Source organism: Vibrio sp. 10N.286.49.E11, from assembly GCF_041469505.1.
Taxonomy (GTDB): Bacteria; Pseudomonadota; Gammaproteobacteria; order Enterobacterales; family Vibrionaceae; genus Vibrio; species Vibrio crassostreae_C.
Window position 1 is genome coordinate 1 of record NZ_JBFRKQ010000070.1, and the last position, 26,287, is coordinate 26,287.

The following is a 26,287-nucleotide window of genomic DNA, read 5'->3' on the forward strand; positions in this document are numbered from 1 at the left end:
CCAATTAGGAAACAAAGCCCTATTCATTTCTAACAAAAGAGTGCTTATACATGGCCTAAGATGAATAAAGAAATCAATGTCCATATTTCCCACACGATCGAGGGCTAATATTGGTTTATCTCATTTTATTGTCTTAACTCACTCTATCGTCTTAATTCACTTTAATTTCTGGAGAGAACGTGCGCATATCAATTTTCACCAAACTGTTTGTTTCAATACTAATGGTGTGCGTGACCATGCTCTTTGTACTGACCTATTTTATTAACTCCAGTTTTCAAAGAGGGCTCCAAGATTTCACAAATAATAATGAGATTGCCCTAGCTCAAGAACTCGCCAATAACTTAAAGCAATATTACTCACCTTCCGAAAAGTGGAGGCGGCTAGAGCGTGAACCACATTTAATCGCCAGTAGCATTAGCGGCCCCTCACGACCACATCCTCGTGACAGACACCCATCGCCACCACCATTAAGAGAGCCGGAAGCGCCAGGCCTTCAACCTATTTGGCAACGACTCAACATTTTAGATCAAGACGGGCGAGCCATAATTGGACCGCCTGAAAACCTACATCACCTTGAAGATGGTCAGCATCAAGCACTAGTCGAAATAACACTGGATGATCAAGTTATTGGGTATATCTCCATCGTCCAGATGGATGAAATATCAGGGCCTTTAGCAGAAAGCTTTTTCAAACAACAAACGACGCATGTAAGCACTATCGCATCGATTACCGTGTTGCTTTCATTCCTTATCTCTTTGTTTCTTGTTAGGCGATTTTTGAAACCATTGCGTGCTTTGTCGAAAGGTGCCAAATCTATCGAAAATGGCGATCTCGATTTCTACATTAAAAAAAGCGGCAATGATGAATTGTCCGATCTCATCGGAATATTCAACGGTGTTGTCGAGACACTAAGAAAACAGAAAACACTTAGAGAACAGTGGTTATCAGATATTTCACATGAACTTAGAACGCCTATCACCGTGCTTAGAAGTGAACTAGAAGCGCTACAAGACGGTATCCGATCTCCTGAACCAAAATACATCGACTCGTTACATCAACAAATCATCACACTAGGTCAACTCGTTGAGGATCTTCACCAACTCTCCCTGTATGACATCGGATTTAACCTCAATGTTAAAAACAACGTTGATATACATAAACTGATTGATTCTGTGATCGTTCAAAACTCGATCCGTTTAGAACAAAAAAACATCACATTAACAAAGCACTATGACCATTCGGCGCCACTGTTTACCTCGTGTGATGAGAGATTACTGACACAACTGTTTGTGAATCTGTTAGAAAATAGCGCGCGATACACTGGCGATAATGGGTATGTATCGATAGATGTTACCGACATTAGTGATAGTATTATTATCAACGTTGAAGACAGTGATCCAGGTGTACCTGATGCATCACTTCCACGTTTATTTGAGAGGCTTTACCGCGTTGATAAATCGCGTAGTCGCTCAAGTGGCGGTTCTGGACTTGGATTATCTATCTGTAAAAATATCGTTGAAGCGCACCAAGGACACATTACTGCCGACCACTCAGAATTGGGTGGACTACGAATCATCATAGCGTTACCAAAGGAAATAAAATCGTGATTTTAGTCGTCGAAGATGAGCCTGCATTAGCAAGTGTACTGTGTGAGTACTTAGAGCACTCTGGCCTTGAAAGTCATCATATTATCGATGGTAACCTTGTCATTGACTGGGTAAAGCAAGCATCGCCTAAACTCATTATTCTCGACCTCATGCTACCCAATAGAGACGGGTTGGATATTTATCGAGAGCTGAGAACGTTCAGTGACATCCCAGTGGTTATGGCGACAGCCAAGGTCGAAGAGATCGATCGACTCGTTGGGCTTGAATTGGGTGCAGATGATTATATATGTAAGCCGTACAGCCCGAGAGAAGTAGTCGTGAGGGTGAAAAATATTTTGCGCCGTTCCAACAAGCCCCAAGCCACGTCAGCAACGAACGCCATTGATATTGATGAATTGAGTATGACCGCCGTCCTATGTGGTATTAAGCTAAGTTTAACGCCAGCTGAGTTTCGGCTTTTGCACCTTCTTTATCAAAATGTTGGCCGCATTTATAGTCGCGATCAATTGATTGATAAAATCTACGACGATAGAAGAGTGGTCAGTGATCGCACTATCGATAGCCATATTAAAAACTTACGCAAAAAAATGGTCTCGATAAATGAAAAATGTGACTACATCAAATCCATTTACGGGATAGGTTACAAACTAGAAATAGAATAATACGAATCAAAAAGCCGCTGTAGTCAGCGGCTTGATGAGTTCTAGAACGAACCTAAATCGAATATAAGGTTCGCGTTAATCCCAGTTGAGAATCGACCAATTCGGTTGATCAGCCAGTGCTTTCAAACGCGGGCATGGGTTTACTAGGTAAGCAAAATCAGCGTGTTCACACAAAGGTAAGTCGTTGATTGAATCCGTATAAAAGTGAATGTCTGAGTAGTTAGTTTCTTGCTTATCTAACCACTCTTTTAAACGCGTCACTTTGCCTTCACGGTAGCTTGGCACACCAGAGATCTGAGACGTGAAACGACCTTGGTTTTCAATCAAATCAATACCAAGTGCATTCTCGATACCAATCTTACGGCCCACAGCTTCCACTAAGAAAGTCACGCTGGCAGAGATGATCAGCATATCAATATCATCATTCTCAAGCTGCTCAATCAAAGGTTTCGACTGCTTGAACTGTTTAGGCAAAATATGCTGTTCAACACACTCTTCCACCAAGGCGGTGACTTGCTCTGTTGGCATATCGGCTAAAGGCTGCATGGAAAACGTGAGGTAATCTTCCATGTTCAGTTTGCCTTCCGAATACAGGCCCATTAGGCGCTTATCTTCTTCAATAAAGTTGGGCGCAGTGGCAATGCCCTTTTCAACCAAGAACTCATTCCAAAGCATTGCTGCATCAGCATTGATCAGCGTTTCGTCCATATCAAATACATACAAAGGTTTGAACATCTTAGGCTCTCACAGGTTGAATTTCGTTAAGGTTAAACAGGAGTTCAAGTTGGCTGCCGTTTGCCAACAGTCGTTCTGAGGAACGGTTTAATAAGTCGACCGTTAATTCACATTCATCGACATCTACCTGGTAGCGAATCACGTTGCCCAAGAGCTGGTGGTTACGAATGGTACCGGTTTTTGGCGCAGAGATATGTTCGCCATATTGTCGACCTTGCTCTTTCACGTAGATAGATTCCGGTCGAATCGCCACTTTCCATTCCGTTTCAATGTTGAAAAGTTGCTTGGCTTGGTTTGCTTGCACCAAATTATAGTGCCCCATGAACCCAGCAACGAACTCATTGGCAGGTTGAGTGTAGATCTCTTCGGGTGTACCCGCTTGTACGATCTCGCCTTTATTCATCAAGAAGATACGGTCAGACATGATCATCGCTTCTTCCTGATCATGAGTCACGAAGATCGTGGTCAGATTCATCTCTTTTTGAATATCTCGGATCTGTTGGCGTAGGTGTTTACGGATCTTCGCATCCAGCGCCGAAAGCGGCTCATCAAGTAGCAGAATACGCGGCTTCACTACCAAGGCTCTTGCCAAGGCGACACGCTGACGCTGACCGCCCGATAACTGATGCGGGTAGAACTTCTCTTTGCCCGTTAATTCCACCAGCCCAATCACTTTCGCCACTTCACGTTTAATCTCGTCAGCAGCAAGCTTTTTCATTTTCAGGCCAAACGCAATGTTGCCTTCAACCGTCATGTTAGGGAACAGGGCATAAGATTGAAACACCATGCCGATGCCACGTTGTTGCGGCACTTGGTGAGTTATCTCTTCACCGTTGACCCAGATCTCGCCACCATCGACCGGATTCAGGCCAGCCAAGCTGCGCAGTAGAGTCGATTTACCACAGCCACTTGGGCCAAGCAGAGTAATGAATTCGCCCTTCTCGATGGAAAATTCAATATCTTCAAACACCATGTTGTCACCAAAGCTCTTGGTGAGGTTTTTTGCATTTACATAGCTCATTATTTTGTTCCCTGGCTGAAACGACTTGCCAACCAAGTCAGTAAGAAAATAAACAGGAAGTACGTCATCACAAGGGCTGACGTGAAGTGGCCGCTGGTTTGACGCATGTTGTATAGGTAGATTTGCAGTGTCTCGTAACGTGTACCCACCAAGATATTGGCAAACACGAACTCGCCCAATAGGAACGAGAACGACAAGAACAGTGACGCCATTAAGCCTTTCTTAAGGTTTGGCAGAATAATCAACAAGAATGCTTTAGTAGTACTCGCGCCGAGCAGGTGTGCCGCGTCCATCAAGTCTTGCAGGTTGATCGCTTCAAAGCTGTTGGCAATCGCGCGGTACATGAATGGCAGCGCGATGGTGAAATAAGTACCAATCAAGATCCACGGTGTGCCTATCAAGGAAATTTCACTATCGGCATATAGCTGAAGCAAGCCAACCGACGACACCACGGGTGGCACCGCGAATGGCAATAAGATCAGGATATTCATCACCTTGTCGAGTTTCGGGAAATAGTAAAACACCACGAAAATCGCAGGCAAGACCAACACCACACTCAATGACAGTGCTGCCACACAGATAAACAGTGAACGACCAAAAGCTTGTAAGAAGCGAGGATCGGTCAGCAGGTTGATATACCAATCTAACGTGAAGCCATCCGGCAGGATCGTTGCGCCCCAACGAGAAGAGATCGAGTAGATAAAGGTCGCTAAGATCGGGATCATCATGATGCCGACAATCGAATAGACAACCGTTTTATGAAAGCGAGTATTTACGGTGTTCATTACTTTCTCTTCCCTGCGTAGCTTTTACTGATCAGCCATTGGTTAATCACTGTGATGAAGGCCAGCATCGCCATCAGAATCACGGAAATTGCAGCGGCTAGGTTTGGCTCTAGGAACAAGTCGCCTGATACTAAGCTCGCGATTCGAATCGTAATCACGTTGTAGTTGCCCGAGGTCAACGCATACACACTCGCATAGGCGCCAATCGCATTAGCAATCAAGATGATGAAGGTGCCGAACAAAGCCGGAGATAACACAGGCAGCGCGATTTTGGTCCAGTATTGCCAAGTTTTCGCGCCAAGCAGTGCCGAAGCGGCTTGCCAGTCGTCACTCAGAGCATCAAACGCTGGATACAGCAACAACACCGCCAATGGGATCTGGAAGTAGATGTAAATCGCCAGCAAGCCCCACTTGCCGTAAAGGTCGAAATCACCCAGCAATCCATACTGCTTGAGCAACAAGGTAATCGCACCGTTGGTCCCAAGGATGATGATGAAAGCGAAAGACAACGGAACGCCAGAAAAATTACTGCTCATGTTGGTGAAGGCAATCACCGCATCGCGGATTTTAGAATCAACACGGCGCAATGAAGAGACCAACAGAGTCGCAATCGCCAAGCCAACAATGCTCGACCAAATCGACAACCATAAACTGTTGCCAAAAGCCTGCATCATGAAAGCAGAATCGAATATTTCAGAATAGTTTTCGAGAGAGAGCTCATCGTCATAGAAGAAGCTGTTGATCAGCACCCAAACCATAGGTGCCAGTTGGAACAGGTAGAAGAACAGCGCGAAAGGCGCAAGCCACAAAGCGGGCTTGAAGCGTTGAAACAAAGATTTGGTTTTGGGTTTAAGCGCAGAGCCATCGCTCTGCATGATTACAGAACTGCTCATAGGGCCAACAATTCCTGAGTGTAAGATTTATCGTGTTCAAGGTTGAGTAACTGACAAACGCTGCCGCAGATGTCGGTCTGTTTCACTGAACATTCTTGGTGTGTGAACTTATCACCAATCACAAAGAAAGGTACTTCGCGCTCTTCAGGCAAAATGCCACCATGAGACAGGTCATTGTTCATGCCATGGTCACTGGTGATGATCACCTGATAACCATCGTCTACCCATTTCTCAAGATAGTTTGATAGGTAGATATCCGCGCCACGTGCACTATTGCGGTACTGGCGAGAATCCAACCCATGCTTATGTCCCATATCGTCAATGTTCATTGGGTGAATCAGCAAAAAATCAGGCTGATGAGTCACGCGCAAGTGCTCTGCATCCAAGAACAAGGCTTCATCTGGGTAGTGGTCCCAATGGTAGAAACAGCCGTGTTGGATGTTCATACTTTCATCGTTAGTGAAACGGTCGCGTACAGCATCAAATGGCGCTCGATTATACAGCTCACTCACCCAATGATATGCCGCTGCAGCCGTCACTTTGCCCTGCGATTTAGCCAAGCTAAAGATCGACTCGTGATTCGATAAACGCACGATTTGGTTGTTAACGATGCCACTCTCGACAGGGCGAACCCCAGTTAAAATGCACTCATACAGCGGGCGTGACATAGATGGCAGCTCACATTGCACAGGGTAAAGCGTGGCGCGCAGCTTGTTTTTTTGCGCGCTCATGATTTGCGAAGTGCCCTGTTTTGTCTGCAAATTGCTTAGTTCTAGAAGGCCGTTCAGGTAGCCCATGCAATCACGGGCTACCTGATAGTTCAGTCCATCTAGAACAACAAGGATAACCTTATTGCTCATGGTCTATTCTCTATTGCTTGTTTCTATAAGCCACCCGTTACAGGTGGCGTGTTAAGCGGGGTTACTGCTGGTGAATCAATACGCTTTCTTGCCATTGACGTGGCAGGCGACGTGCTGATTTTTCCCATGCTGAGAAGTCAGTCACTGGGTGCACATTGCTGTATTCATCGTTCGAGATCAGCTTGTCTTGTACTGATTGAGGTAGCGTAATGTTGCTGCGGATTGGACGTGCGTAACCTTCTGCTAGGTTGATTTGGCCTTGGTCGCTGAAGATGTATTCACGAGCCAACTTCGCCGCGTTCGGGTTTTGTGCGTATTTGTTAATGATGGTGGTGTAACCAGAAATCACTGAGCCATCTTGTGGAATGCTGACTGTAAAGCGCTCACGGTCGATCTTGTCGCGGTAGTTCAGTGCGTTGAAGTCCCACATGATTGCCACTTCCACTTCGCCTTTTTCAAGATTCGCGATGCTTGGGTCGGTGTAAGACAGACGGCCTTGCTTCGCTAGCTCACCAAAGAATTTAATCGCCGGTTTTAGGTTTGACTCGTCACCACCGTTAGCAAATGCAGCCGCTAGAATCGCGTTGTTTGCTTGCGCTGCTACGCCTACGTCACCGACTGTGACTTTGTAGTCACCTTCTAGTAAGTCACTCCAAGTTTTCGGCGCATCTTCAACAAGATTGTTGTTGGAAATGAAAGAGATGGTGCCAGTGTAAGCCAGAGCCCAGTGACCATCTTTGTCTTTTGCCCAGTCTGGAATGTCATTCCAAGTGGTTGGTTTGTATGGCAGAGTGACGTTTTTCTTTACGGCCACACGTGCGAATGCGAAACCCACATCACCAATATCAGCGGTTGCGTTTTTCTTCTCTGCTTCAAATTTCGAGAGCTCTTGAGCCGAGCTCATATCGGTATCCTGATGCTTCAAACCGTAGTTTGCTTTCAGGTCAGTCCATGTGCCTTTCCAGTTTGCCCAACTGTCTGGCATACCCACACTGTAAACAGCACCCTCTTTTTGAGCGGCTTCAATCAGTGACTCAAGATCAGCATCCTTCGCCATCGCTGGCATTGAAAGTGTTGCCGTTATTAGCGTTGCGCCGATTAATTTTGCAGGTGAACCGATTAATTTAGCTGGCGATACAGTTGAACGGCTAAGCAAAGTTTTCATTGTCTCTATCCTTCTGGACTAGGTCAGTAAGTTCGTTTTGTATGCTATAGCCGGAATGTGACGGTTTACCGTAAGTTATTTGACAGTTCGAGTGCATTTACGTGGCAGTTATATTTCACTCATATGACAATAAGCCATTGTTTACTGTCACATTCCTGTTAACTCCATGGTTTACCTTATTAAGCACACGAACTTATGGACTAGATCAGTAATGAGAACATTGGGCACCGGGCAATCAGGGACACAGTTAGGAAGAATTAAGGCGAGTATTCGAGAGCAGCTTCAATCAGGTATCTTCATTGAAGGGCAAAAACTGCCATCCGAAAGAAACCTTAGCGAGCTGTTTTCCACCACACGAATCACGCTCAAAGATGCATTGGTGTCATTAGAAACCGAAGGTCTGATATACAGAGAAGAGCGTCGAGGCTGGTATGTGTCACCCGAACGAATTCGCTACAACCCATTGTCTCGTTCTCACTTTCATCAAATGATTCGCGAACAACATCGTATTGCAGAAACAAGGCTGCTGAGCACCCGCACAGAGATGGCCGCGGGCGATTACGCCAAAGCATTAGAGATAGAACAGATAACGCCGATACACGTGATTGAGCGACTACGCTTTATTGATGGCCGAGCGGTGCTGTTTGTTGAAAACGTCTTAAAAGCGCCGTTGTTTGAGAAGGTGTTGTCAGAAAACCTCACCATGTCGCTGACAGGCATCTACCGAGAAAAATACGGCTACGAGACCCAACGCTCGCGTTTTGATGTAATTCCAACTTCTGCCCCTGCTCATGTCGCCAAGGCGCTGAATTTGGCTGAGGGGCAGCCTGTTCTTAAGATCTGTCGAGTGAACTACAAACAAGACGGTGAGCTAATGGACTGCGAGTTGGAATACTGGCGACCGGACTCTGTGGTCATTCATATTGACAGTATTGGTTAGCGCCACATGGCCATTTGTATAGTTTTAGGCTTAAGTTTAGGTTTGGGAAGAAAAAGCTAACATACAAAAACTCCGACAAATTCTGACGGAGTTTTTTAACGATCGAACCTTGAAGCTGTGCAAGCTATCTAACTCATGAATCAAGCTTGAGGAACTGTCTTACCCTTGATGAATCTGGGTTAGTGAAAAACTTCTCTGGGTTGGATTTTTCAATCAATATGCCTTTTTCAAGAAACACCACCTGATCCGATACCTGACGCGCAAACTCCATCTCATGTGTCACAACCACCATGGTGTAGCCCTCTTGCGACAGTTTCTTCATCACCAACAACACCTCTTCGACCAATTCAGGATCGAGTGCTGACGTTGGTTCATCAAACAGCAACACATCCGGCTCCATCGCGAGAGCTCTGGCAATAGCGACACGTTGCTTTTGCCCACCCGATAACATGCTTGGGTAGTTTTCTAGTTTGTGCGACATCCCAACCTTATCGAGTTGCTTACGTGCCATCTCTTCGGCGTCTGATTTCGCTATCTTCTTAACGTGAACCAGCGCTTCCATAACGTTTTGCAACACGGTGAGATGCGGCCACAAGTTGAAGCTTTGGAAAACCATACCAAGGCGCTCTCGAAGTTTCGCCAACTCTTTGTATTTGAGTGGCTTACCCGTTTCAGAGTTGATACCAATACGCTCATCACCCATAAAAATCGTGCCGCGCTCTGGCTGCTCTAACCAGTTCATGCAACGTAATAGCGTCGATTTCCCCGAACCTGACGAACCGAGAATACTCACCACATCGCCTTTGTTGATGTTGAGGTTGATGTCTCGCAGTACTTCGATGCCATCAAACTGTTTCGACAGGTTTTCAACCTTAATGATCGTCTCTCGTTCTTCCAATAGTGGTTCGCACTCAATCACTTCCAAATTCACGCCCAAAGAAGGGTTAATCGGTGCTTCCGTTTCAATAATCTCTGATTGTTTAAGCATGGCTAAGCCCTCTAAGTTCAACTTTGGTTTGGATTCGTTTGGTGATGGTTTCAAGTGCAATACTCACGGCCCAGTAGAGCGCGATAGCAATGATGAACGCATTCAATGGGATGAAGTACGTTGATTGAATGCTGTTGGCGGCCGCGGTAATTTCTGCGACGGTGATGATGCTAAGAAACGCAGTGTCTTTTAAGCAGATGATGAGTTGGTTCGTGATCAGTGGAACCGACTTAAACAACACATTTGGGGTAATAACTCGGGTAAAGGTTTTGAATTTAGAGAAGCCATAAGCGTGCGCTGCTTCGATGTAACCTGGCTCTAGCCCTTTACGAACACCTCGGAAAATCTCACAAAAATAGGTACCGTGATAGAGACTTAGCGCGATGATTCCCGCTGTAATAGCATCGAGTCGAATACCAACCTGCGGCAACCCGTAATAGAGCAGGTACGCTAAGATAAGAAACGGCAAGGTGCGCATCATGCCTATCAAACTATTGATGGTGTACTTCACACCAAGTTTTGAGTTTTCGAGGCAATACAACAAACCAATACCGATGACGAAACTCAAGATTGAAGACGAAACAAAAAGATAAAATGTGGTCACAAACCCTGAAGCAAACAGCTCTTTTTGTTGCCAGATAATATTCCATTCTTCCATATTTACTCCTTAAACTTACCCGCTCAATAACGCATCACAAGCAGGTAAATGGTGTTTCTGACCAAGTAGCCATGACGGCTAAACTGTGGTTGTTGTTGATAGCTGTGACTGAGGTAGATTACTGATAGCCACACTTACTACTGCAGATAAGTAGCTCGGTTTTCAGCCACCGCTTGCAACTTCACCAACACGCCAATAATCAACATGTAAATGGCACCGGCACATAGAATCGGCCCAAGTGGTTCATAGGTAACCGCAGAGATTCGATTGGTGACACGAGTTAGGTCGACGATGCCGATCACCGCAATCGCTGGGCTGCCTTTGATTAAGAACGACATCTCATTGACTAGCGCTGGTAGGCTCATGATCACCATTTGCGGGAACATGATGCGGCGAAAATAAGTGATACGTCTCATACCAATGGCTTCTGCCGCTTCCATTTGACCTTTTGAAAAGTTAAGAAAGGCATTGCGCCAAATCTCTGCATTGAATGCCGATGTATTGAGTGTGAGAGCTAAAATAGCAGAAACGTGTTTATCTAAATTGATGCCAAATGACGGAAAAGAAAGGAAAATAAACAGAGCCAGTGTCACCAAAGGCGTTGCTCGTGCCCAGCTGACATAGATACCCAATATTTGATCCACAAACGGGATTTTCATCATTCTAACTAAGGCAATCATTAGGCCGATGACGACACCTAATACAATCGATACTGCCGATATCCATGCCGTTGCCCACGCGCCCTGTAGCAACTGTTCCCAAGCGTAATAATCCATAAACGACCTCTTTGATCAGCGACTTCTTTCGATAGATTGTGCGCCAATGACTCATGGGTTAAACCGCTTTGAACCCATTGGCATGGACACAAACAGCCGTTAACTGTTTGTGTCAGCGCATGCTTATTCATCTATTGAACGGCTGTTAGCTTGTGATACTGCTCAACCGAAGTGATGGCTTCTGAAGGGAGTTGGTCGAACGATTCACCGAACCACTTCTTCTGCAACTCTGCCATTTTTCCTGTTTGCTCAAGGTGTAGGAAGAATTCCGTTAGGTAAGCCAAAAGCTCAGGATTATCTTTAGGAACTGGCCAGCTAACGAAACCTGGGCCAGAGACTGCTTCGCCTTTTTTGAATACCTTTGACTTCGACTTCACTACCTCGTTAACTGAAACCACACTGTTGATCACATAGTCTATTCGGCCGATTGCCAAGTCGGAATACGCTTCTGGGTAGGATTGATACTGCACCACTTTACCCAAAGATTTGCCTTGTGCTTCGAGCATCACTTCGAGCTCTGGAAGCCTTTCTAGCAAAGCACTGCCCGCTTGTAAGCCCACTGTTTTTCCATCTAAATCGGCTACCGTATTAATATCTTCCGCGTCAGCTCTGGTTAAGAAGTAATGCTGCGCTGAAGCGATAGGTGGAGTGAAATCAAAGGCCTTCAAGCGAGCATCGGTAATGATCGCGCCAGTTAACGCCACATCATATTGACCCGCAGATACCGAAGCGAGTAGTCCTGTCCAAGGTAAGATCTCTTGTTCGATATCGAACTTCGAATATTCACGTAACTCATCAAGCAAATCTTTGTTAATCCCCGCAGGCTTACCGCGGTCGATATAGTTGAATGGAGAGTAGTTGTCTTCTGTCGCCACTTTCATGAAGCCTTGCTTTTCGATGGCTGCAAGCTCCGATGCTTGTGCGACTCCAAAACAACCCAGTACAACTGTCGCTGCCGCTGTTGAAACCCATGCCTTCATCGTCATTCCCTGTTTCATACGCTTTCCTTATCGAGATTATTTGCCTGCCTTTACTTTATGAACGGAATGCATCGGAGACGTAGAGCCAATTTAATTTTCAGGTTGGGACAGAACGATTTTCTAGTTTGGGACAACGTAATTTTCGGGGTTTAGAGAGAGCAAAACACACTCTTAAAACATCAATATGAACTCTGGCGCATTTCTTGCTCTTTTATACAAATTGGACTGAGGTTCACTGAGAATAAGGACTGTATCTCATGGCGATAAATCACAATTGTTTCATCGAGTTTGATTCCAAAAGAAGCCTGCAAGAACAAGTACGTAGCTATTTGGTGACGGCGATATTGAATGGTATTTTTCCGGCTGAACAAGCGCTTCCGTCTTGTCGTAAGCTGTCTAGCCAATTGGGTGTTTCACGCAATACTGTCTCGTTGGTGTACGACAGTTTGCTCGACGATGGCTACCTCATCAGTAAGCCTCGCAGTGGTTATTACCTTTCAGAAAAGTATGAAAACCCGAGTGATACTATCGACGCGAGTTTGGATCATTTTGAATCAGCCGACAGCGACAATGCACCGGATTGGAGCAAACGCGTTAAGCTGCAATTGGGCCAATACCCACGCATCGTCAAACCCTCGCATTGGAGTTGTTACCAATACCCATTTATTTTTGGCCAACCCTCTATCAATGACTTCCCATTAGCTCAATGGCGAGAAGCGACAAGAAAGGTCACCTCAGACCCACATGATCACCGCTGGCTTTGCGACAAGGTCGATAAAGACGTCGACATGCTGGTCGAACAGATACGCACAAGGGTGCTCCCACAGCGCGGTATTCATGCCCAAAGTGATGAGATCCTCATAACCTTAGGTTCGCAGAATGCGCTGTATTTGATTTCGACTTTGCTCATGAACCATCAGAGTCGAGTCGGAGTCGAGAACCCCGGCTACAAAGAAGCGAATCACATCTTCAATCTCTCTGGCGCGCAGTTACACCCGCATCAAGTGGATGAACAAGGATTGAGATTCAATGAGCACTCTTCACTGTGTGATCACTTCTATGTCACGCCTAGCCATCAAGCTCCAACCGGCGTCACCATGAGTGATGAGCGTCGAACTCAGTTACTTGAAATGGCCAAAGCCAATGACGCGGTAATTATCGAAGATGACTATGACGCCGAGTGCAACGTGGAGTGGAATCCTAAACCCGCGCTAAAAGCCAATGACAAGGAAGGGAGAGTCATCTACGTCAGCAGCTTCTCTAAGCTACTGGCACCCGGCTTGAGGTTAGGCTACATCGTGGCACCTGAAGAGTTAATCTACGACCTTAGAATACTGCGTCGCTTGATGTACCGACATGCGCCAAGCCGTGTTCAGATGGAAGTAGCGCACTTTATTGAACAAGGCTACTACGACAGCTTTGTGAGGCGCTTTAGAGAAAACACTCGCCAGCGCTGGAAGCTGATCAACGATGCTGTCTTGAAGTACTTACCTGACTGCAAGCGACTGGCTCAAAGCGAGCAGGCCAACTCTCTGTGGCTACAAACGCCCAGTCACATCAATAGCCAACGCTTAGCGTCACGAGCCGCACAAAAAGGGATTTTGATTGAGACAGGGTATTCTCACTTCATGACCGATCCTGAAACGAAGTTGAGCAATGAAACTTCATCCGAATTTGATCCTAATTCTTATTTCAGGTTGGGCTTTCACGCCATCGACAAAGACTTGATCGCCCCCGGCATCAAAGAGCTGTCAGAGGTAATGAAGAGCTAGCATCACAAAGGGTTATGTAGACGTTGTTATTCAAGACAATGACGTAAAAAAGAGCATCAATCGATGCTCTTTTTCGACTATACCTAACCAATTGGAAGCTAGACACTCAAAAGCCAAGCACTCAGGAAAAATAAGCACTTTGAAAAGAACGGGGAATCCTTTGCCAAAGTGCCTTGGTTGCTGTGCTAGCTATCTTATTGAAGAATTAAGAAGCAAGTTCAAACAACACTTCATCAATGATCTTAACGCCTTTCTTTATCTCGCTTGGCTGAATAACCAAAGGTGGCGCAACGTGAATGCGGTTATTCACAATGAAGGTCAACAGGCCTCGCTTGGTCAATTGCGCTTTCAATTGCCCCATTTTTTCATTGCTTAAAGGTGTTTTACTTTCACGATCTTCCACCAGCTCTACAGCCCAGAACATCCCTTTACCGCGCACATCACCAATCATAGGGTGTAACTCTTGAAGGCTCAGTAGGAGCGGCCCTAGAACGCTGTTACCGACGTTATCAGCATGTGTGACAATGCCCTCTTGCTCCATCACATCGAGCGTTGCAACGATAGAAGCCATCGCCAAAGGGTGACCAGAGTACGTTAAGCCGCCCATAAAGAAGTTTGACTTAAAGTGCTCAACGATCGGTTCGCTGACCACCACGCCACCAGCCGGCACATAACCCGAGTTCACCCCTTTCGCGAAAGTAATCAGATCTGGCACTACATTAAAGTGCTCAAACGCAAACCACTTACCCGTGCGGCCAAAGCCGACCATGACTTCATCGAATATCAACTGAATGCCATGTTTGGTTGCCAGCTCACGCACGCCGATAAGGTAATCTTTGGGCGGAATGAGAAAACCAGCCGTTCCCGGAATCGTCTCTAGGATAATCGCCGCAATCGCCGTTGGTCCTTCGCATTCAATCACTCGCTCTAAATGCTGCAGGGCACGCTCACTCTCTTCTGCCTCAGTCGCCGCGTTGAATTCGCTTCGATAGAGAAATGGATTGAAGAAGTGAACGTGCCCACGGCTATACTCGTTTGGAATTCGACGAAAATCCCCCGTCGCAGCAATAGCAGTACCTGTATTGCCATGGTAAGAACGGTAAGCAGATAGCACCTTGTCGCGCCCTGTGAATTGTCGCGCCATGCGAATCGCATTTTCGTTGGCATCTGCCCCTGCATTGGTAAAGAACACCTTCTTAAACGAGCTTGGCGCTTTCGACAAGATACGCTTAGCCGCCAAACCACGAGTGAGGTTGGCGGTCGCAGGGGCAACGGTCACTAATGAATCAGCCTGATCTTTAATCGCTTTGATCACTTGTGGATGCTGATGACCAATGTTGGTGTTAACCAGTTGGCTACTAAAATCAAGGTATTCTTTACCTTCGTAGTCCCACATTTTGCATCCTTGCCCACCCGCAATGGCGATAGGCTCCGCTGCTTCTTGAATCGACCAAGAATGAAATACGCTCTTGTCGAGGTCGATAATATCTTGGTTCACAAGCTGTTCTGTTGATACTTCCATTTCATCGTCTCCATTAACAACACTAGATTCACAGCCGCTCGTGCTTGGCTCGTCTTCGAGAATGAAAGACACAAAACACGACATTGAAAAGGCTGCGCTATCGGATGGAATAATCTTCATCCCAAACAGGGCGGAGGTCATAGTGTCAGTTTCAACAAAACATTGGGCCAGTACATCAGCCCAAGTCTCATCCCCGATCCAACAAACAGCCTGACCCAATCCAATCGTCGATCTGGCTCTATTCAAAACTCTTAGGTGTGAATAGATTGAAAGGCAGACGAGACAGGTCTCATCGAACGCTAATTAACGCAGCAGCAATATCAAAAGCAAAGAGGTGAGCAAGAGTGGAATTAGGATTAGCGATGACATTGATTCTGTTTGCAGGAGTAGTTCGAGGCTATTCAGGATTTGGGTTTGCGATTATCGTAGCGCTTTCCCTCAGCTTTATTGTTCCACCATTGCAAGCGGTAACCATCGCTATCTTGTTGGACTTTTTAAGTGCCTTTCCTCTGCTCAAGCGAAGTAAAACCACCATCAATATCCGGCTTATTGCGCCGCTGTGTATTGGCATGTTGGTTGCGGTGCCTTTCTCGCTGTATTTCATTAGCACGATATCGGAATCAGGCTTGAAGGCCTTTATCGCGATGATGTCTTTGGTCGCTGGCACGCTGATTATTTTGGACTTACGCCTCACTTGGTTGCACCAACGACACGCGTTTTGGGCGGGAGCCATTTCGGGGTTTAGCATGACCACCGCTTCTTCAGGAGGTCCGCCATTAGTGACGTATTTGATGAACCTGACCATTAAAACCAGTGAACAGAGAGCCACCGCGATTGTGTTTTTTCTGCTGAGTTCAGCGATTTCACTGATCGGCTTCATATGGATTGGCGCATTTAACCAAGAATCGTTCATCACAGGTTTATGGCTATTACCGGCAGCTTTGATTGGCAATGTACTGGGGCAAAAACTGTATCTATCAGTACCGAACTTGTCTGCAAAAACAACGACCGCGCCGATTTTGATCGGCATGGCACTACTTATGTTAATTTCAAATTAGAAGGATGTATTTATGGATAAGATAGCGTTCATTACAGGGGCAACCTCTGGTTTCGGCAAAGCGGCAGCAAAACGTTTCGCAGAAGATAACTGGTCGTTAGTGCTGTCTGGTCGTCGAATCGAAAGGCTACTCGACCTAAAGGAAGAATTAACGGTGCCTGTGCATGTAATTCAACTCGACGTTCGAGACGCAGACGCCGTAAAACAAGCCATTGATTCATTACCCGCTGAATTTTCATCGATTACCGCATTGGTCAATAATGCTGGGTTAGCTTTGGCACCAGAAGGCGCGCCTGATGTGGACTTGAAAGACTGGCACACTATGATCGATACCAATGTCACAGGCTTGGTTAATGTTACTCATGCGCTGTTGCCTACGTTAATTAAAAAAGGCGCAGGAAGCTCAATCATCAATGTTGGGTCAATCGCCGGACAGTGGCCTTACCCAGGAAGCCATGTGTATGGTGCCAGCAAAGCGTTCGTAAAGCAGTTCAGTTACAACCTACGTTGTGACTTACAAGGCACAGGGGTACGAGTGACTGACCTCTCCCCTGGTATTGCAGAAACGGAATTTACTCTTGTAAGAACTAAAGGTAACCAGACGGCTTCAGACAACCTTTACCAAGGCACTACACCGTTGTCAGCAGAGGATATTGCCGAGCAGATGTTTTATATCGCAACCTTGCCAGATCACATCAACATTAACCGAGTCGAAGTGATGCCGACACGTCAAGCATGGTCTGCGTTCGCAATCGATAGAGATTAAGTTCAAACCGACACATACAAAAAAGGTGGTCTTTTCAGGCCACCTTTATCATTTCTTTCACACGATACTTCAAATATAACCAACGGCATAAAAGACTATGTCTAATTCGCCTCATTACTCTTTTAATGAAAGTAAGATTAGAGATACTCAACTAAACAATTTGCTGCTCATGTTCTTTGTTTGATTCCGTCTCTTTCGACAAGAAACTCGCTACGATCTCTCTCAGTTTGCCTTGGTTAACCGGTTTAGGTAAAAACTCATCCATGCCTACATCGAAGCACAAATGCTTGTCTCGCTGCACGACGTTGGCCGTCAGCGCAATGATTGGAATATGCTTTGCAGCCCCTTCTTCGAGCGCTCGGATCTGCTTGGTCGCTTCGAAGCCATCGAGAACCGGCATCTGACAATCCATAAAAATCATCTCGTATTCGTTGACTTTGAATTTCTCGACACCAATTTCACCGTTGTCGGCAATATCAACCTCAAAGCCAAGCTTCTTGAGCATCATCTTGGCGACTTGTTGGTTTACTCGCGAGTCTTCAACAACTAAAACTGTACCACTAAATTCTCCGGCAACTGCGACAGGTTTTGACTCTGCTTGAATTGGAGCTTGTTTATCGGCTGGTGTGGCGTTTACAGAGACAATGGGAGCATCTTTAACAACCGCTGCAGATTTACTTAACGGCACAGGTTCATTGTCTTTAAACGCAACCTCTCCTCTGTTCGGATAGGTAAAGACTGAAGTATCAGCCGCTCTCGCGAGTACCTCACTGATGGTCCATTTAAGCTGATTATCTTGGTAAGGACGCGCAATGTAGGCAACAAAACCGACTTGTTTAGCACGAGCTTCATCTTGCTTTCTAGGGTCAGCAGAGATCATCACTAACTTGGGACACTCGCTACCAAAGCGTTCAACTAAGCTTCTCGCCAGTTGAAAGCCATCAACGGACGGCATTACTTTGTCTATCAGAACGAGAGCATAAGGTGATGACTGAGCCACAGACTCTGAAACCAACTCTAACGCTTGGTTTGCCGTTTCACAGCACTCAGACTTAACGCCAAAGGATTGAAGCTGTGTAGACGTTATACGCATGTTCAGCTGGCTATCATCCACAAGCAGAACCGAAACCTTATTGAAATCGATATTGCTTTCATCGGCTTCTAAACACGGGTCAAAGTCAGCCGTAAAATAGAAGGTACTGCCTTTACCTTCAACACTGGTGAGTTCAAGCTTGCTGCCCATCAATGTCACTATCTTCTCGCATATTGTTAGACCAAGCCCTGTGCCTCCATAAATACGTGTGGTACTGCCGTCGGCTTGTTGAAACTTATCGAACACCGATTTCTGTTTGTCTTCTGCAATACCGATACCGCTGTCGACAACCTCGAACCTCACTCTGAGTTTTTGCTCAGGCTCAACCACCTCTTCCAAACGAAGCGAGAGCGTGACGTGGCCATGCTCGGTAAATTTAATCGCGTTGCCTACTAAGTTATTTAGGACTTGTCTTAGTTGAGTACCGTCGCCAATCACCATGGTTGGGATCTTAGGGTCGATCGCTAATTGGAATCGAAGCCCTTTCTGTTCGGCTTTCACTCGAAAGATTGATTCAACGTCGGCCGCAATGCCCATCATTTTCATCGGCTCTTGCTGAAGCTCTAGTCGCCCCGCTTCGATCTTCGAGTAATCGAGAATGTCATTGATTAAGTCGAGCAAAGTAAGCGAAGAGGTATTGAGCATGTTGATGTACTCTTTTTGCTCTTTCGGCATATCCATTTCAGAGAGCAAAGACGATAACCCGATAATCCCATTCATTGGGGTACGGATTTCGTGACTCATATTGGCAAGGAATTCACTTTTATTGCGGTTGGCCACCTCAGCAACGTCTTTGGCTTTTTCCAGCTCTTGATATTGTTGACGAATACGTTCTACCGATCGGTTATAGCTACTCTCTAGAGTCGATATCTCATCTTTGTAAGTAGAGTGAGTTGGCGTTATAAAGCGCGGTTTGTTGTCTTCGACCTGTTGCTGGTTGATTTGGGAAGACATGGTCATCAAACGTTTTACGACAAGACGATAGACGATGGTTAAACATACCAGAGACAACAAGAAGATTTTAACGGCTTCGAAGGCGAGCAACAATAACACTCGTTCTTCAAAGTCATCTAGGATCATGCTCAAGTCTGATTGAACCGTGAGCGTCGCCAACGGGAAGTCTGTGCCGCCCATCTGGTGCACCATTTCCCAAGACTGAGAATAAGATTGGCCTTCGGTCTTTTGACCTAACTCTAGAATTTTTTCATCGGGACTTTCGATAAGAAGGTAACTGACCGAAGGGAGGCGAGAGATGCCTTCGGCTTGCACAAACAATTGCTCTCGATCTTCAACCCACAAACTGGCCGTTAAACCAGAAAGGTAGCCAGCCTTGACCTGCTCGATCTGAGAGCTGATAAAAGAAACTCGACTTTGGTACTCTACATACAACCCGAGACCTGTCACTATAACTGTGAATAAGGTACTGATCGCTATTATCATCCCGATCAACTGTCGGGAGAGCCCAACGTAGCGTTTTCCTTTTGTCACCATACAAAAATTACCATTATTGTTATCCTAGCAAACTACAATTACTCAACTAGTATAATAGTAGTCATTCATCAAATAACTAGGGAAGGTTATGAAAAAACATCTTATCGTTGCATCCATAGTCAGTTTGTTTTCAAGCAGTTATGCTTCTGCAAGCGAACCTCTTCACTACTACATTATTGCGAGCCAAGCGCAACCTTTTCAAATCGAAACTGACGGGTCATCTCACAGAGGAATCGTTTCAGATATTGTGGAAGCCGTGTTTGATGACAGCCAATATGAGATCAACTACCACACCTACCCTTTTAATCGAATGATCGACAAGCTCGATGCGAGAGAGAACCCAAACTGGGTTACCTATGGCAGCCCTAGTTGGGGGAATATTCAATCTGCGAACCTATCTGAAGACCCGATTTACAATGTAAAACACGTATTACTCAGCAGCGGTAAAAAGCCATTTGAGTTCAATACAATCGATGATCTCGATGGGAAAGCCGTGGTATTGCTAAAAGGATTTGAGTACCCGAATTTGGAACCTTATATCCAACAAGGCAAGCTCAACGAGATTCGAGTAAAAGATTACACTGCTGCGTTTCGTGTCCTGAACCGAGCACCTGGCGACACCGTGTTTGTGGAAATGGAATCACGAATCAAATACAACCTAAACGAACAAAAACTGAGTATTGATGATTACCAGATGCAAGAGTTTGGTTCTGTCATCAATAACTACCCTATCCATTTGGCGTTTGACCCTGAGATGGATCCTAAACTGCAAAGCTTCATCAACCAACGCCTAGACCAAATGAAAGACGATGGACAGCTTGACGACATCGTACAGAGTTACTTATAGCACCAGCGTAACTTAGAACTTAGCAACGGATAGCTTAGTCACGTACGTTAACTCTCGTTGATGCCTGACTCTCTAAAACCGAAAAGGCCGCCCTGCTTCATACTAGATAGCAGGGCGGCCTTTTAAATGCGTCTAAGGGGTAATCATAAGCATGCCGCTATCTGAATCGACGAATCAGTGCGAAGCAATTAAATGCAGTTGCTGAGTGCGAAGCTGGTGACGCACTGCCATCAGAATCTTACCCAAATGGTTCTCGCCGGTTCCATCGCCGCCATCGCCCCAGAAGTGGTCTTTGTGCGAATGTTCTTTGATCACCGAATCTCCGGTATTGGTAAGAAACAGCGCAAACTGTGGATTCTGTCTGAACTTCTCCGTCACAATAAACTGCATCACTTCAACACGAATGTCATACCAATCTTCGCGAACTTGGTCTTCGTAGTCACGACTTAAAGAGAACGCTTCAGCAGGTGTACTGGCTTCCAAAATGGTATTACGTAGCGCTTCGGAGGCAAACTTCATCGCTTGATAATAATGTTCGCTGGTTGCCCAAACTTGATCACCTACCTTGATAGGACAAGCGGCAAAATTTGACAGGTATCCGTTCGGATCTTCGGGTTCGTAAAACAGCACTTCTTTAGCTTGAGCCACAGAATTAGACATAGCCTTCTCCTTACCAACGACATCGCATATTTTTGCTTTAACTTTAAAATTAGTGGCGTTGAATATGACTGTCAAACAACTTAGCTCAAGAGTATGCCATGTGCGTGTTTTTCATCTGAAAAGCGTAATATCAAAAGGGTTGGGCTAAACAGAACAGTGAGCCAAAGAATCAAGGAGTTGATTAAATCTGGATAGGAAACATGAAAAAACACTTATAAATCAAAGGGTGGCGTTGTGCCACCCTTCTAAATGCAATGGGGATTATTAGTGAATAAGACCTAGCTCCCTCGCTTCTTCCAGACTCAAACCGCTTTCTCTAATTTCTCTTAGAGTCTCGATACGACGACGAGCTTCAGCAGACTTCATTTTCTTTTCTGGTTTGAAAGATACTTCTTCTTCAGCATCCCACTTGTTTGCAATATTTGTCATTTCATCATGGTTGATAGAATTAATGGACATGTTTTCCTCCGAAAAGCACCATGTAATGGACAGGTAATCTGTAGCAAATGCTTTTTCGCTTGTTAAGAAATTCTGTACTGAAGTGTGATGATTCCGACGCTTCACAAAGCTAATTAATAAATGCCTCATTTAAACTTTGCCAAAGCCATTTTCTGCAATTATATTTAAAAGATTCCCCATAAGAAATGTGGTTTGATCCAACTCTCATTTTCCCCTCTTTCAATGCAATCAAATCCGTTAGCTTTCACATAGGCTAAGGCGAGATTTTCGGCTTAGCCGGAGAATCAGGCTGCGGGAAAAGCACCTGCGCACGATTGATGACCAAGGTTTACCCTGCGACAGAGGGAGAGATACTGTTCAAAGGCAGAGACATCTCTACGCTGAAAAGCCGTAAAGATATCTTGGATTATCGCAGCCGTGTGCAAATGGTGTTTCAAGACCCCTTTGGTTCACTTAATCCCACTCACACCATTGAGCACCATTTAGCGCGCCCACTTAAGATCCATAAACAGGTAGCCACTAAACAGGCTCTCACAGAACGCCTCAAAGAGTTATTAACTCTGGTGGAGTTACCCATCGAAACGCTCGCCAAATACCCGCACGAGCTCAGTGGAGGCCAAAGACAGAGGGTTAACCTAGCGAGAGCACTGGCCGTTGGCGCTGAGGTTATTCTTGCTGACGAACCCACCTCGATGTTGGACGTTTCGATTCGACTTGGCGTGTTGAACCTGATGCAAAAAATGAAGCAAGAGTTGGGGATTGGCTTTTTGTACATAACCCACGATCTTGCCACAGCACATTACATCGCAGAAGAGACAGCGGTTATGTACAAAGGACAGATCGTCGAATGGGGATCAACCCAGTCGATCTTAACCAATCCACGACACCCGTACACTAAGTTGTTGATCTCTGCCGTACCAGATCCCGATCTGCCATTTGGCGAACTCGTCAAAAATGAGCCAAACTATTCAATAGACGCTGATCGTATTCGAGAGCAGAGCAGTGAAATACAGCATGAAATCAAACAAGTTTCTGATAATCACTTTGTAAAACAGTGGGATAACGTTGCATGAATGAACTAGACACTTGGTTAGAGCGGATCGGAGATTGGTACAAAGACCGAAAGCATGATCAAGTGGACCGGTTAGAACCTTTGATCTTAACGCCTCCAGATGCGCTCTGGGGGCCATTGATCACAGATGAGCAGAGCAAAGGTATCGCATGTTGGCTAGACGGATGCCTGAGAATCTTTACTTTCTATCGCCACCTCGCGGATTCATCGAATCCGGAGTTGGCTTCGCAGGAGGCCAGCAGCTCAAGCCATCAAGATAAAGCCTACCAATACCTAATGTTTGCCTACAGTAAGCTGCAAGCGGTGTCATGTGACCCAAAATCAGAAGCAGGATTGCAAGAGTGGTGTACACAGCGGCTACAACACTTGTGTGTATTGGCTTTGGAGTTTACGAACCAACAGCAAGAACCACGTTGGAAAGCAGAGTCTGAAAAATTGATCGAGTCGCATGTACGCTTTATGGCAACCCATCCCCGAAACGATGATCAAGGCATTATTCAACGCCATCTCCACTGATCAAGCCCTTCTCGATCAAGCATCAAATCAGAATCTCACCAGAGCTAGATCCGTAGAAAGCATGATCGAGCCTTGATCATGCTTCGGCGTTTAACTCTGTAAGCTATTGAATTTTAATGATTGACTGAATTTTAGGCAAAAAAAAGCGAGTCCCTTGGGAACTCGCAAAAATCTATTCAGTATGATGTAACAAAATATGAGCCAATCTATTAATCACAAGAAAGGACAAAGGTTGTCTATTCGGGATAAATAATAATCAACTAGATGCGCTACTTTGTCATCACTTTGTCAGCGTTAGGTGCGATTTTAATCAGCACCTAATGTGTTCAAAACTATCCATTCAGCGACGGTAAAACAGGCTTATCGCGATAGGATAATGACTAGTGGCCAATCGCCATTTCATCGAGCGCAAGGAACACGTTTTCGTCTAAATGACCTTCATGAACTTGTTTACACACTTTACGACGCACCGCTAAACCAGAGATCAAACGTTCAATGGACAGATGTCGATTGCTGGTGCTATCTCGGTCGTTATATAGCTCAATCAAGCGACTCAGTGTTTCGTATGGGATAACGTCCTCCCCTACTCTCAACCAATCAAGCTTCTCAATGAGCTCTGAGCACTCTTCTTTGATTGAGGCATGTGAGTGCCCTGTCATAGCAGATAAAGCCGTTATGCTGCGTTCTAGAGCCTCTGCAGAGGTATATTTAGAGAGAGTAATCATGATCTCGTCAGCGTTGATCTCAACAGAGTGTTTACGCTGCTTAACTCGACGTCCCAATTTGCCTCTTGGCGACGGTGCTTTACGCTGAATTGGCTCAAACTCACCGTCGATAATCTCAGACAGCTCTTCCAGTTTCTGCTTAGACACCATTTCGTTACGAAGTGGGTTCGGCAGCGTTGGTGCCATATTACGCTTACCCGCGTTAGTGGTACGCGCTCTTGAGTAACGTAAGACCTCTTCCACATTACATTTGATATCTACCTGATAATCGGTCGTTTTCCCTTTTTCGATCAACGCGGTGATCGTCAAGTGATAACCCCAAAGATTAACCAGGAAGGTATCTTCTTGCTCCCCGACTTCACCCAGCTTTCTGAGCTCGCGGATCAGATCCATCGAGAAACGACGCCAATCGATGTTACGCGCCAATTTCTGGTTGAGCTCACTGAGCAACATGCTATCTGAATGACGACGTGCCATGCGGCTTCTAAAGTACGAATACATTTGGAAGACCAAGGTATGTTGCTTCAGGATTTCTGGCGGAAATAGGAAGAAATAGTCACGTGTCAGCAGCTCTTCGTAGAACGAAGGCTCCCAAACCAGGATGTATAGGTTCGGTTTAATGCGAATTTCGCCGTCAGAGCCTTCTGTAGGCGCTTCTTCCGATGCGGTAATGGTTCTAGCTAAGAATCGGAAACGATCACTCTTAAAGCCTTCTGGCATGTTCTCACTAAGCCAACGGCCTGTAAGCTCGTGCAGTTGGAAATCCGTGAATTCGATACGATCAATACTGTCGCGGATAGAATCACGTGCAGGGCCGCTGTCTTTCTTGCCACGTAAAGACAAAATATCAGTGATGTAGAGTGGTGTTTTGTTTGGCGTGTGTTTCGCGTCTAGATGGTAATCATCTTGGTGATGATCATGATATTGAACGGTGAGAGTGAATAACGCGAATAGCGTCATCAGATCGTCAACGGTCATGATATTTTTAGAAGATCGTGTCTCGATCACAGCGCGAGTGCCAGAGATCGAAACCATGGATTTCTGGTAGCTCTTACGAGTTCTAGGTGGCGCTAACGCTTGATCAATAATCCCCGCCCAATTGGTTGGCGAAACAATGAATTGATCCGCTTCATCTTTCATCGTTGGTGGGGTATTCAACCCATGTTCATTCAGTAAGCGCTTGTTTACTTTGGTTTGAGCTAGGGCTTTAGAGCGCTTTTGCTTTTCATTTTGCTTCACGCTTTCTGTCACTAAGCTGGTGGCACCCAGTACCGATATCAACTGGTTTGGGTTCACAAAGCGATGCAACATGGTTTTACCAGCAAGGCCTTCTTCAAAGCGAACGGGGATTTGTTTGAACAATCCGATATTGACTGCTGCTCTCAGCCTTTGCTGTAAGGCCGCGCGAGTGACTTGACCATCAGTTGATTCAATAATCTCAGTGGTGGAAACGTACCCGTCTTTGCTGCTAAACCCACGAAGTGAAATTAGGTTAAGAAGCTCAACTATGCTTTTGGTGACACCTTTGAAGTGTTGATATTGTTCTATCCATTCAACGGCTGTTTCAGATACCTCAAATAAATGACCATCTTTGTGGCTTCGTGCCTTAATTAACAATTTCTCTTCTGGTTTCATTTTTGATCCGTATCACACTAACCGTAATTTCACTATAGTTCCTGAATGATAAAGAAAGAATGATCATAAATAAAGAGAATTTATTGGCTTTTAAATAACTGATCTTTTTGATTAATATGATCTTAAATGATTAAGTGATCTAATGATCTGGACGTAACTTTGCTTATAAGCGGCTGAATTTAAAGCATTAAAATAAACCGCCTTGGAAAGCATGATCATAAAGGTTCCGAAACTATGATCATTAAACTTAAGAAAGCATGATCACAGAACATCAGAACGATGATCATTAAGTCATTGTAAGCATGATCATTATTGGTTCGAAAGCATGATCATTATACTTATACAGCTTATCCACAGATCGGAATTCAACATCGGTTTCTAAGTCGCTTTTGACTTGTCTAAGTGGACACTTGTGGTGGCCAATCTATCGGAACAATGATCAAGAGAGCATACTTTTTTATCGTTCCTACCCTATTGAGTGCAAAATTTAGTCTGTATCCGCTGGAAATGGATTGCTTTGATGTATTTAGAGCGGGTGGGTCTTAACTAGGAAGCATGATCATGAAATTGTCATGTTTGTGTATTCTTGGTCTGTGTCGATT

The 26,287-nt window shown here is 45.3% G+C and carries 23 protein-coding genes and 1 pseudogene; 9 read left to right on the plus strand and 15 right to left on the minus strand.

The window, feature by feature from the left end; translation table 11 throughout:
* The first annotated feature begins 236 nt into the window (after positions 1-236).
* Positions 237-1,607 (plus strand): ATP-binding protein, encoded by a 1,371-nt coding sequence (locus AB4167_RS16485; protein ID WP_108092646.1) that lies wholly within the window; start codon positions 237-239, stop codon positions 1,605-1,607.
* Positions 1,604-2,269 (plus strand): response regulator, encoded by a 666-nt coding sequence (locus AB4167_RS16490; RefSeq protein WP_010432275.1) that lies wholly within the window; start codon positions 1,604-1,606, stop codon positions 2,267-2,269. Before AB4167_RS16485 ends, AB4167_RS16490 begins: the two co-directional genes overlap by 4 nt.
* Positions 2,270-2,344: 75 nt before the next feature.
* Here AB4167_RS16490 and AB4167_RS16495 read toward each other — a convergent pair whose 3' ends face one another.
* The 6 genes from AB4167_RS16495 to AB4167_RS16520 all read right to left on the minus strand — a co-directional run bounded on the left by AB4167_RS16495 (position 2,345) and on the right by AB4167_RS16520 (position 7,728).
* Positions 2,345-3,004 (minus strand): HAD family hydrolase, encoded by a 660-nt coding sequence (locus AB4167_RS16495; protein WP_280532112.1) that lies wholly within the window; start codon positions 3,002-3,004, stop codon positions 2,345-2,347.
* Between the two features lies 1 nt (position 3,005).
* On the minus strand, positions 3,006-4,025 hold the full coding sequence (locus AB4167_RS16500) for an ABC transporter ATP-binding protein (protein ID WP_372136765.1): 1,020 nt from the start codon (positions 4,023-4,025) through the stop codon (positions 3,006-3,008).
* A complete protein-coding gene (locus tag AB4167_RS16505) occupies positions 4,025-4,810 on the minus strand; it encodes an ABC transporter permease (RefSeq protein WP_108155998.1) in 786 nt (261 codons plus the stop codon). The genes AB4167_RS16500 and AB4167_RS16505 overlap by 1 nt, the downstream gene beginning before the upstream one ends.
* Entirely contained in the window at positions 4,810-5,703 is an 894-nt protein-coding gene (locus AB4167_RS16510) for an ABC transporter permease (RefSeq protein WP_372102643.1), read from the minus strand. The genes AB4167_RS16505 and AB4167_RS16510 overlap by 1 nt, the downstream gene beginning before the upstream one ends.
* Complete coding sequence (locus AB4167_RS16515; RefSeq protein WP_372136766.1) at positions 5,700-6,563, minus strand: alkaline phosphatase family protein; 864 nt, start codon at positions 6,561-6,563, stop codon at positions 5,700-5,702. Before AB4167_RS16515 ends, AB4167_RS16510 begins: the two co-directional genes overlap by 4 nt.
* A gap of 61 nt (positions 6,564-6,624) precedes the next feature.
* Entirely contained in the window at positions 6,625-7,728 is a 1,104-nt protein-coding gene (locus tag AB4167_RS16520) for an ABC transporter substrate-binding protein (RefSeq protein WP_372136767.1), read from the minus strand.
* Between the two features lie 211 nt (positions 7,729-7,939).
* Here AB4167_RS16520 and AB4167_RS16525 point away from each other — a divergent pair, with 211 nt between their 5' ends.
* Complete coding sequence (locus AB4167_RS16525) at positions 7,940-8,668, plus strand: UTRA domain-containing protein (protein WP_004732583.1); 729 nt, start codon at positions 7,940-7,942, stop codon at positions 8,666-8,668.
* A gap of 133 nt (positions 8,669-8,801) precedes the next feature.
* Here the strand turns inward: AB4167_RS16525 and AB4167_RS16530 are convergent, their stop codons facing one another.
* The 4 genes from AB4167_RS16530 to AB4167_RS16545 form a co-directional block, all read right to left on the minus strand.
* Positions 8,802-9,656: an amino acid ABC transporter ATP-binding protein gene (locus AB4167_RS16530; protein ID WP_102428101.1), complete on the minus strand. Its 855-nt coding sequence runs from the start codon at positions 9,654-9,656 to the stop codon at positions 8,802-8,804.
* Positions 9,649-10,314: an amino acid ABC transporter permease gene (locus tag AB4167_RS16535; protein ID WP_372135649.1), complete on the minus strand. Its 666-nt coding sequence runs from the start codon at positions 10,312-10,314 to the stop codon at positions 9,649-9,651. The genes AB4167_RS16530 and AB4167_RS16535 overlap by 8 nt, the downstream gene beginning before the upstream one ends.
* Positions 10,315-10,451: 137 nt before the next feature.
* The gene (locus AB4167_RS16540) at positions 10,452-11,090 is read right to left on the minus strand and encodes an amino acid ABC transporter permease (protein WP_372136768.1); all 639 of its coding nucleotides are present in this window, start codon (positions 11,088-11,090) and stop codon (positions 10,452-10,454) included.
* 131 nt (positions 11,091-11,221) lie between these two features.
* Positions 11,222-12,088, minus strand: a complete 867-nt coding sequence (locus AB4167_RS16545; protein ID WP_065584482.1) for a transporter substrate-binding domain-containing protein — start codon at positions 12,086-12,088, stop codon at positions 11,222-11,224.
* A gap of 239 nt (positions 12,089-12,327) precedes the next feature.
* Between AB4167_RS16545 and AB4167_RS16550 the strand changes: the two genes are divergently transcribed.
* Complete coding sequence (locus AB4167_RS16550) at positions 12,328-13,842, plus strand: PLP-dependent aminotransferase family protein (protein ID WP_017061225.1); 1,515 nt, start codon at positions 12,328-12,330, stop codon at positions 13,840-13,842.
* Between the two features lie 205 nt (positions 13,843-14,047).
* On the opposite strand, the gene AB4167_RS16555 is transcribed toward AB4167_RS16550, so the two are convergent.
* Entirely contained in the window at positions 14,048-15,364 is a 1,317-nt protein-coding gene (locus tag AB4167_RS16555) for an aspartate aminotransferase family protein (protein ID WP_069595314.1), read from the minus strand.
* 362 nt (positions 15,365-15,726) lie between these two features.
* Between AB4167_RS16555 and AB4167_RS16560 the strand changes: the two genes are divergently transcribed.
* Both AB4167_RS16560 and AB4167_RS16565 read left to right on the plus strand, forming a co-directional pair.
* Positions 15,727-16,422 carry a sulfite exporter TauE/SafE family protein gene (locus tag AB4167_RS16560; protein WP_017061223.1) on the plus strand — a complete coding sequence of 232 codons (696 nt, stop codon included), beginning with the start codon at positions 15,727-15,729 and terminating at the stop codon, positions 16,420-16,422.
* Between the two features lie 12 nt (positions 16,423-16,434).
* Positions 16,435-17,187 carry an SDR family NAD(P)-dependent oxidoreductase gene (locus AB4167_RS16565; RefSeq protein ID WP_017061222.1) on the plus strand — a complete coding sequence of 251 codons (753 nt, stop codon included), beginning with the start codon at positions 16,435-16,437 and terminating at the stop codon, positions 17,185-17,187.
* Positions 17,188-17,338: 151 nt separating this feature from the next.
* Here the strand turns inward: AB4167_RS16565 and AB4167_RS16570 are convergent, their stop codons facing one another.
* Positions 17,339-19,771: a response regulator gene (locus AB4167_RS16570; RefSeq protein WP_372136769.1), complete on the minus strand. Its 2,433-nt coding sequence runs from the start codon at positions 19,769-19,771 to the stop codon at positions 17,339-17,341.
* Between the two features lie 88 nt (positions 19,772-19,859).
* On the opposite strand from AB4167_RS16570, the gene AB4167_RS16575 reads away from it, so the two are divergent.
* Entirely contained in the window at positions 19,860-20,618 is a 759-nt protein-coding gene (locus tag AB4167_RS16575; protein WP_019823349.1) for an ABC transporter substrate-binding protein, read from the plus strand.
* Positions 20,619-20,792: 174 nt separating this feature from the next.
* Here the strand turns inward: AB4167_RS16575 and AB4167_RS16580 are convergent, their stop codons facing one another.
* Positions 20,793-21,353: an NADAR family protein gene (locus tag AB4167_RS16580; protein WP_050643559.1), complete on the minus strand. Its 561-nt coding sequence runs from the start codon at positions 21,351-21,353 to the stop codon at positions 20,793-20,795.
* 189 nt (positions 21,354-21,542) lie between these two features.
* Positions 21,543-21,737: a hypothetical protein gene (locus tag AB4167_RS16585; RefSeq protein ID WP_017061218.1), complete on the minus strand. Its 195-nt coding sequence runs from the start codon at positions 21,735-21,737 to the stop codon at positions 21,543-21,545.
* Between the two features lie 185 nt (positions 21,738-21,922).
* Between AB4167_RS16585 and AB4167_RS16590 the strand changes: the two are divergent.
* Positions 21,923-22,810, plus strand: a pseudogene (locus AB4167_RS16590) (ABC transporter ATP-binding protein).
* Entirely contained in the window at positions 22,807-23,325 is a 519-nt protein-coding gene (locus AB4167_RS16595) for a hypothetical protein (RefSeq protein WP_017061216.1), read from the plus strand. The pseudogene AB4167_RS16590 and the gene AB4167_RS16595 overlap by 4 nt, the downstream one beginning before the upstream one ends.
* A gap of 380 nt (positions 23,326-23,705) precedes the next feature.
* On the opposite strand, the gene AB4167_RS16600 is transcribed toward AB4167_RS16595, so the two are convergent.
* Positions 23,706-25,685 (minus strand): replication initiator protein RctB domain-containing protein, encoded by a 1,980-nt coding sequence (locus tag AB4167_RS16600; RefSeq protein WP_050632639.1) that lies wholly within the window; start codon positions 25,683-25,685, stop codon positions 23,706-23,708.
* Positions 25,686-26,287: the final 602 nt, after the last annotated feature.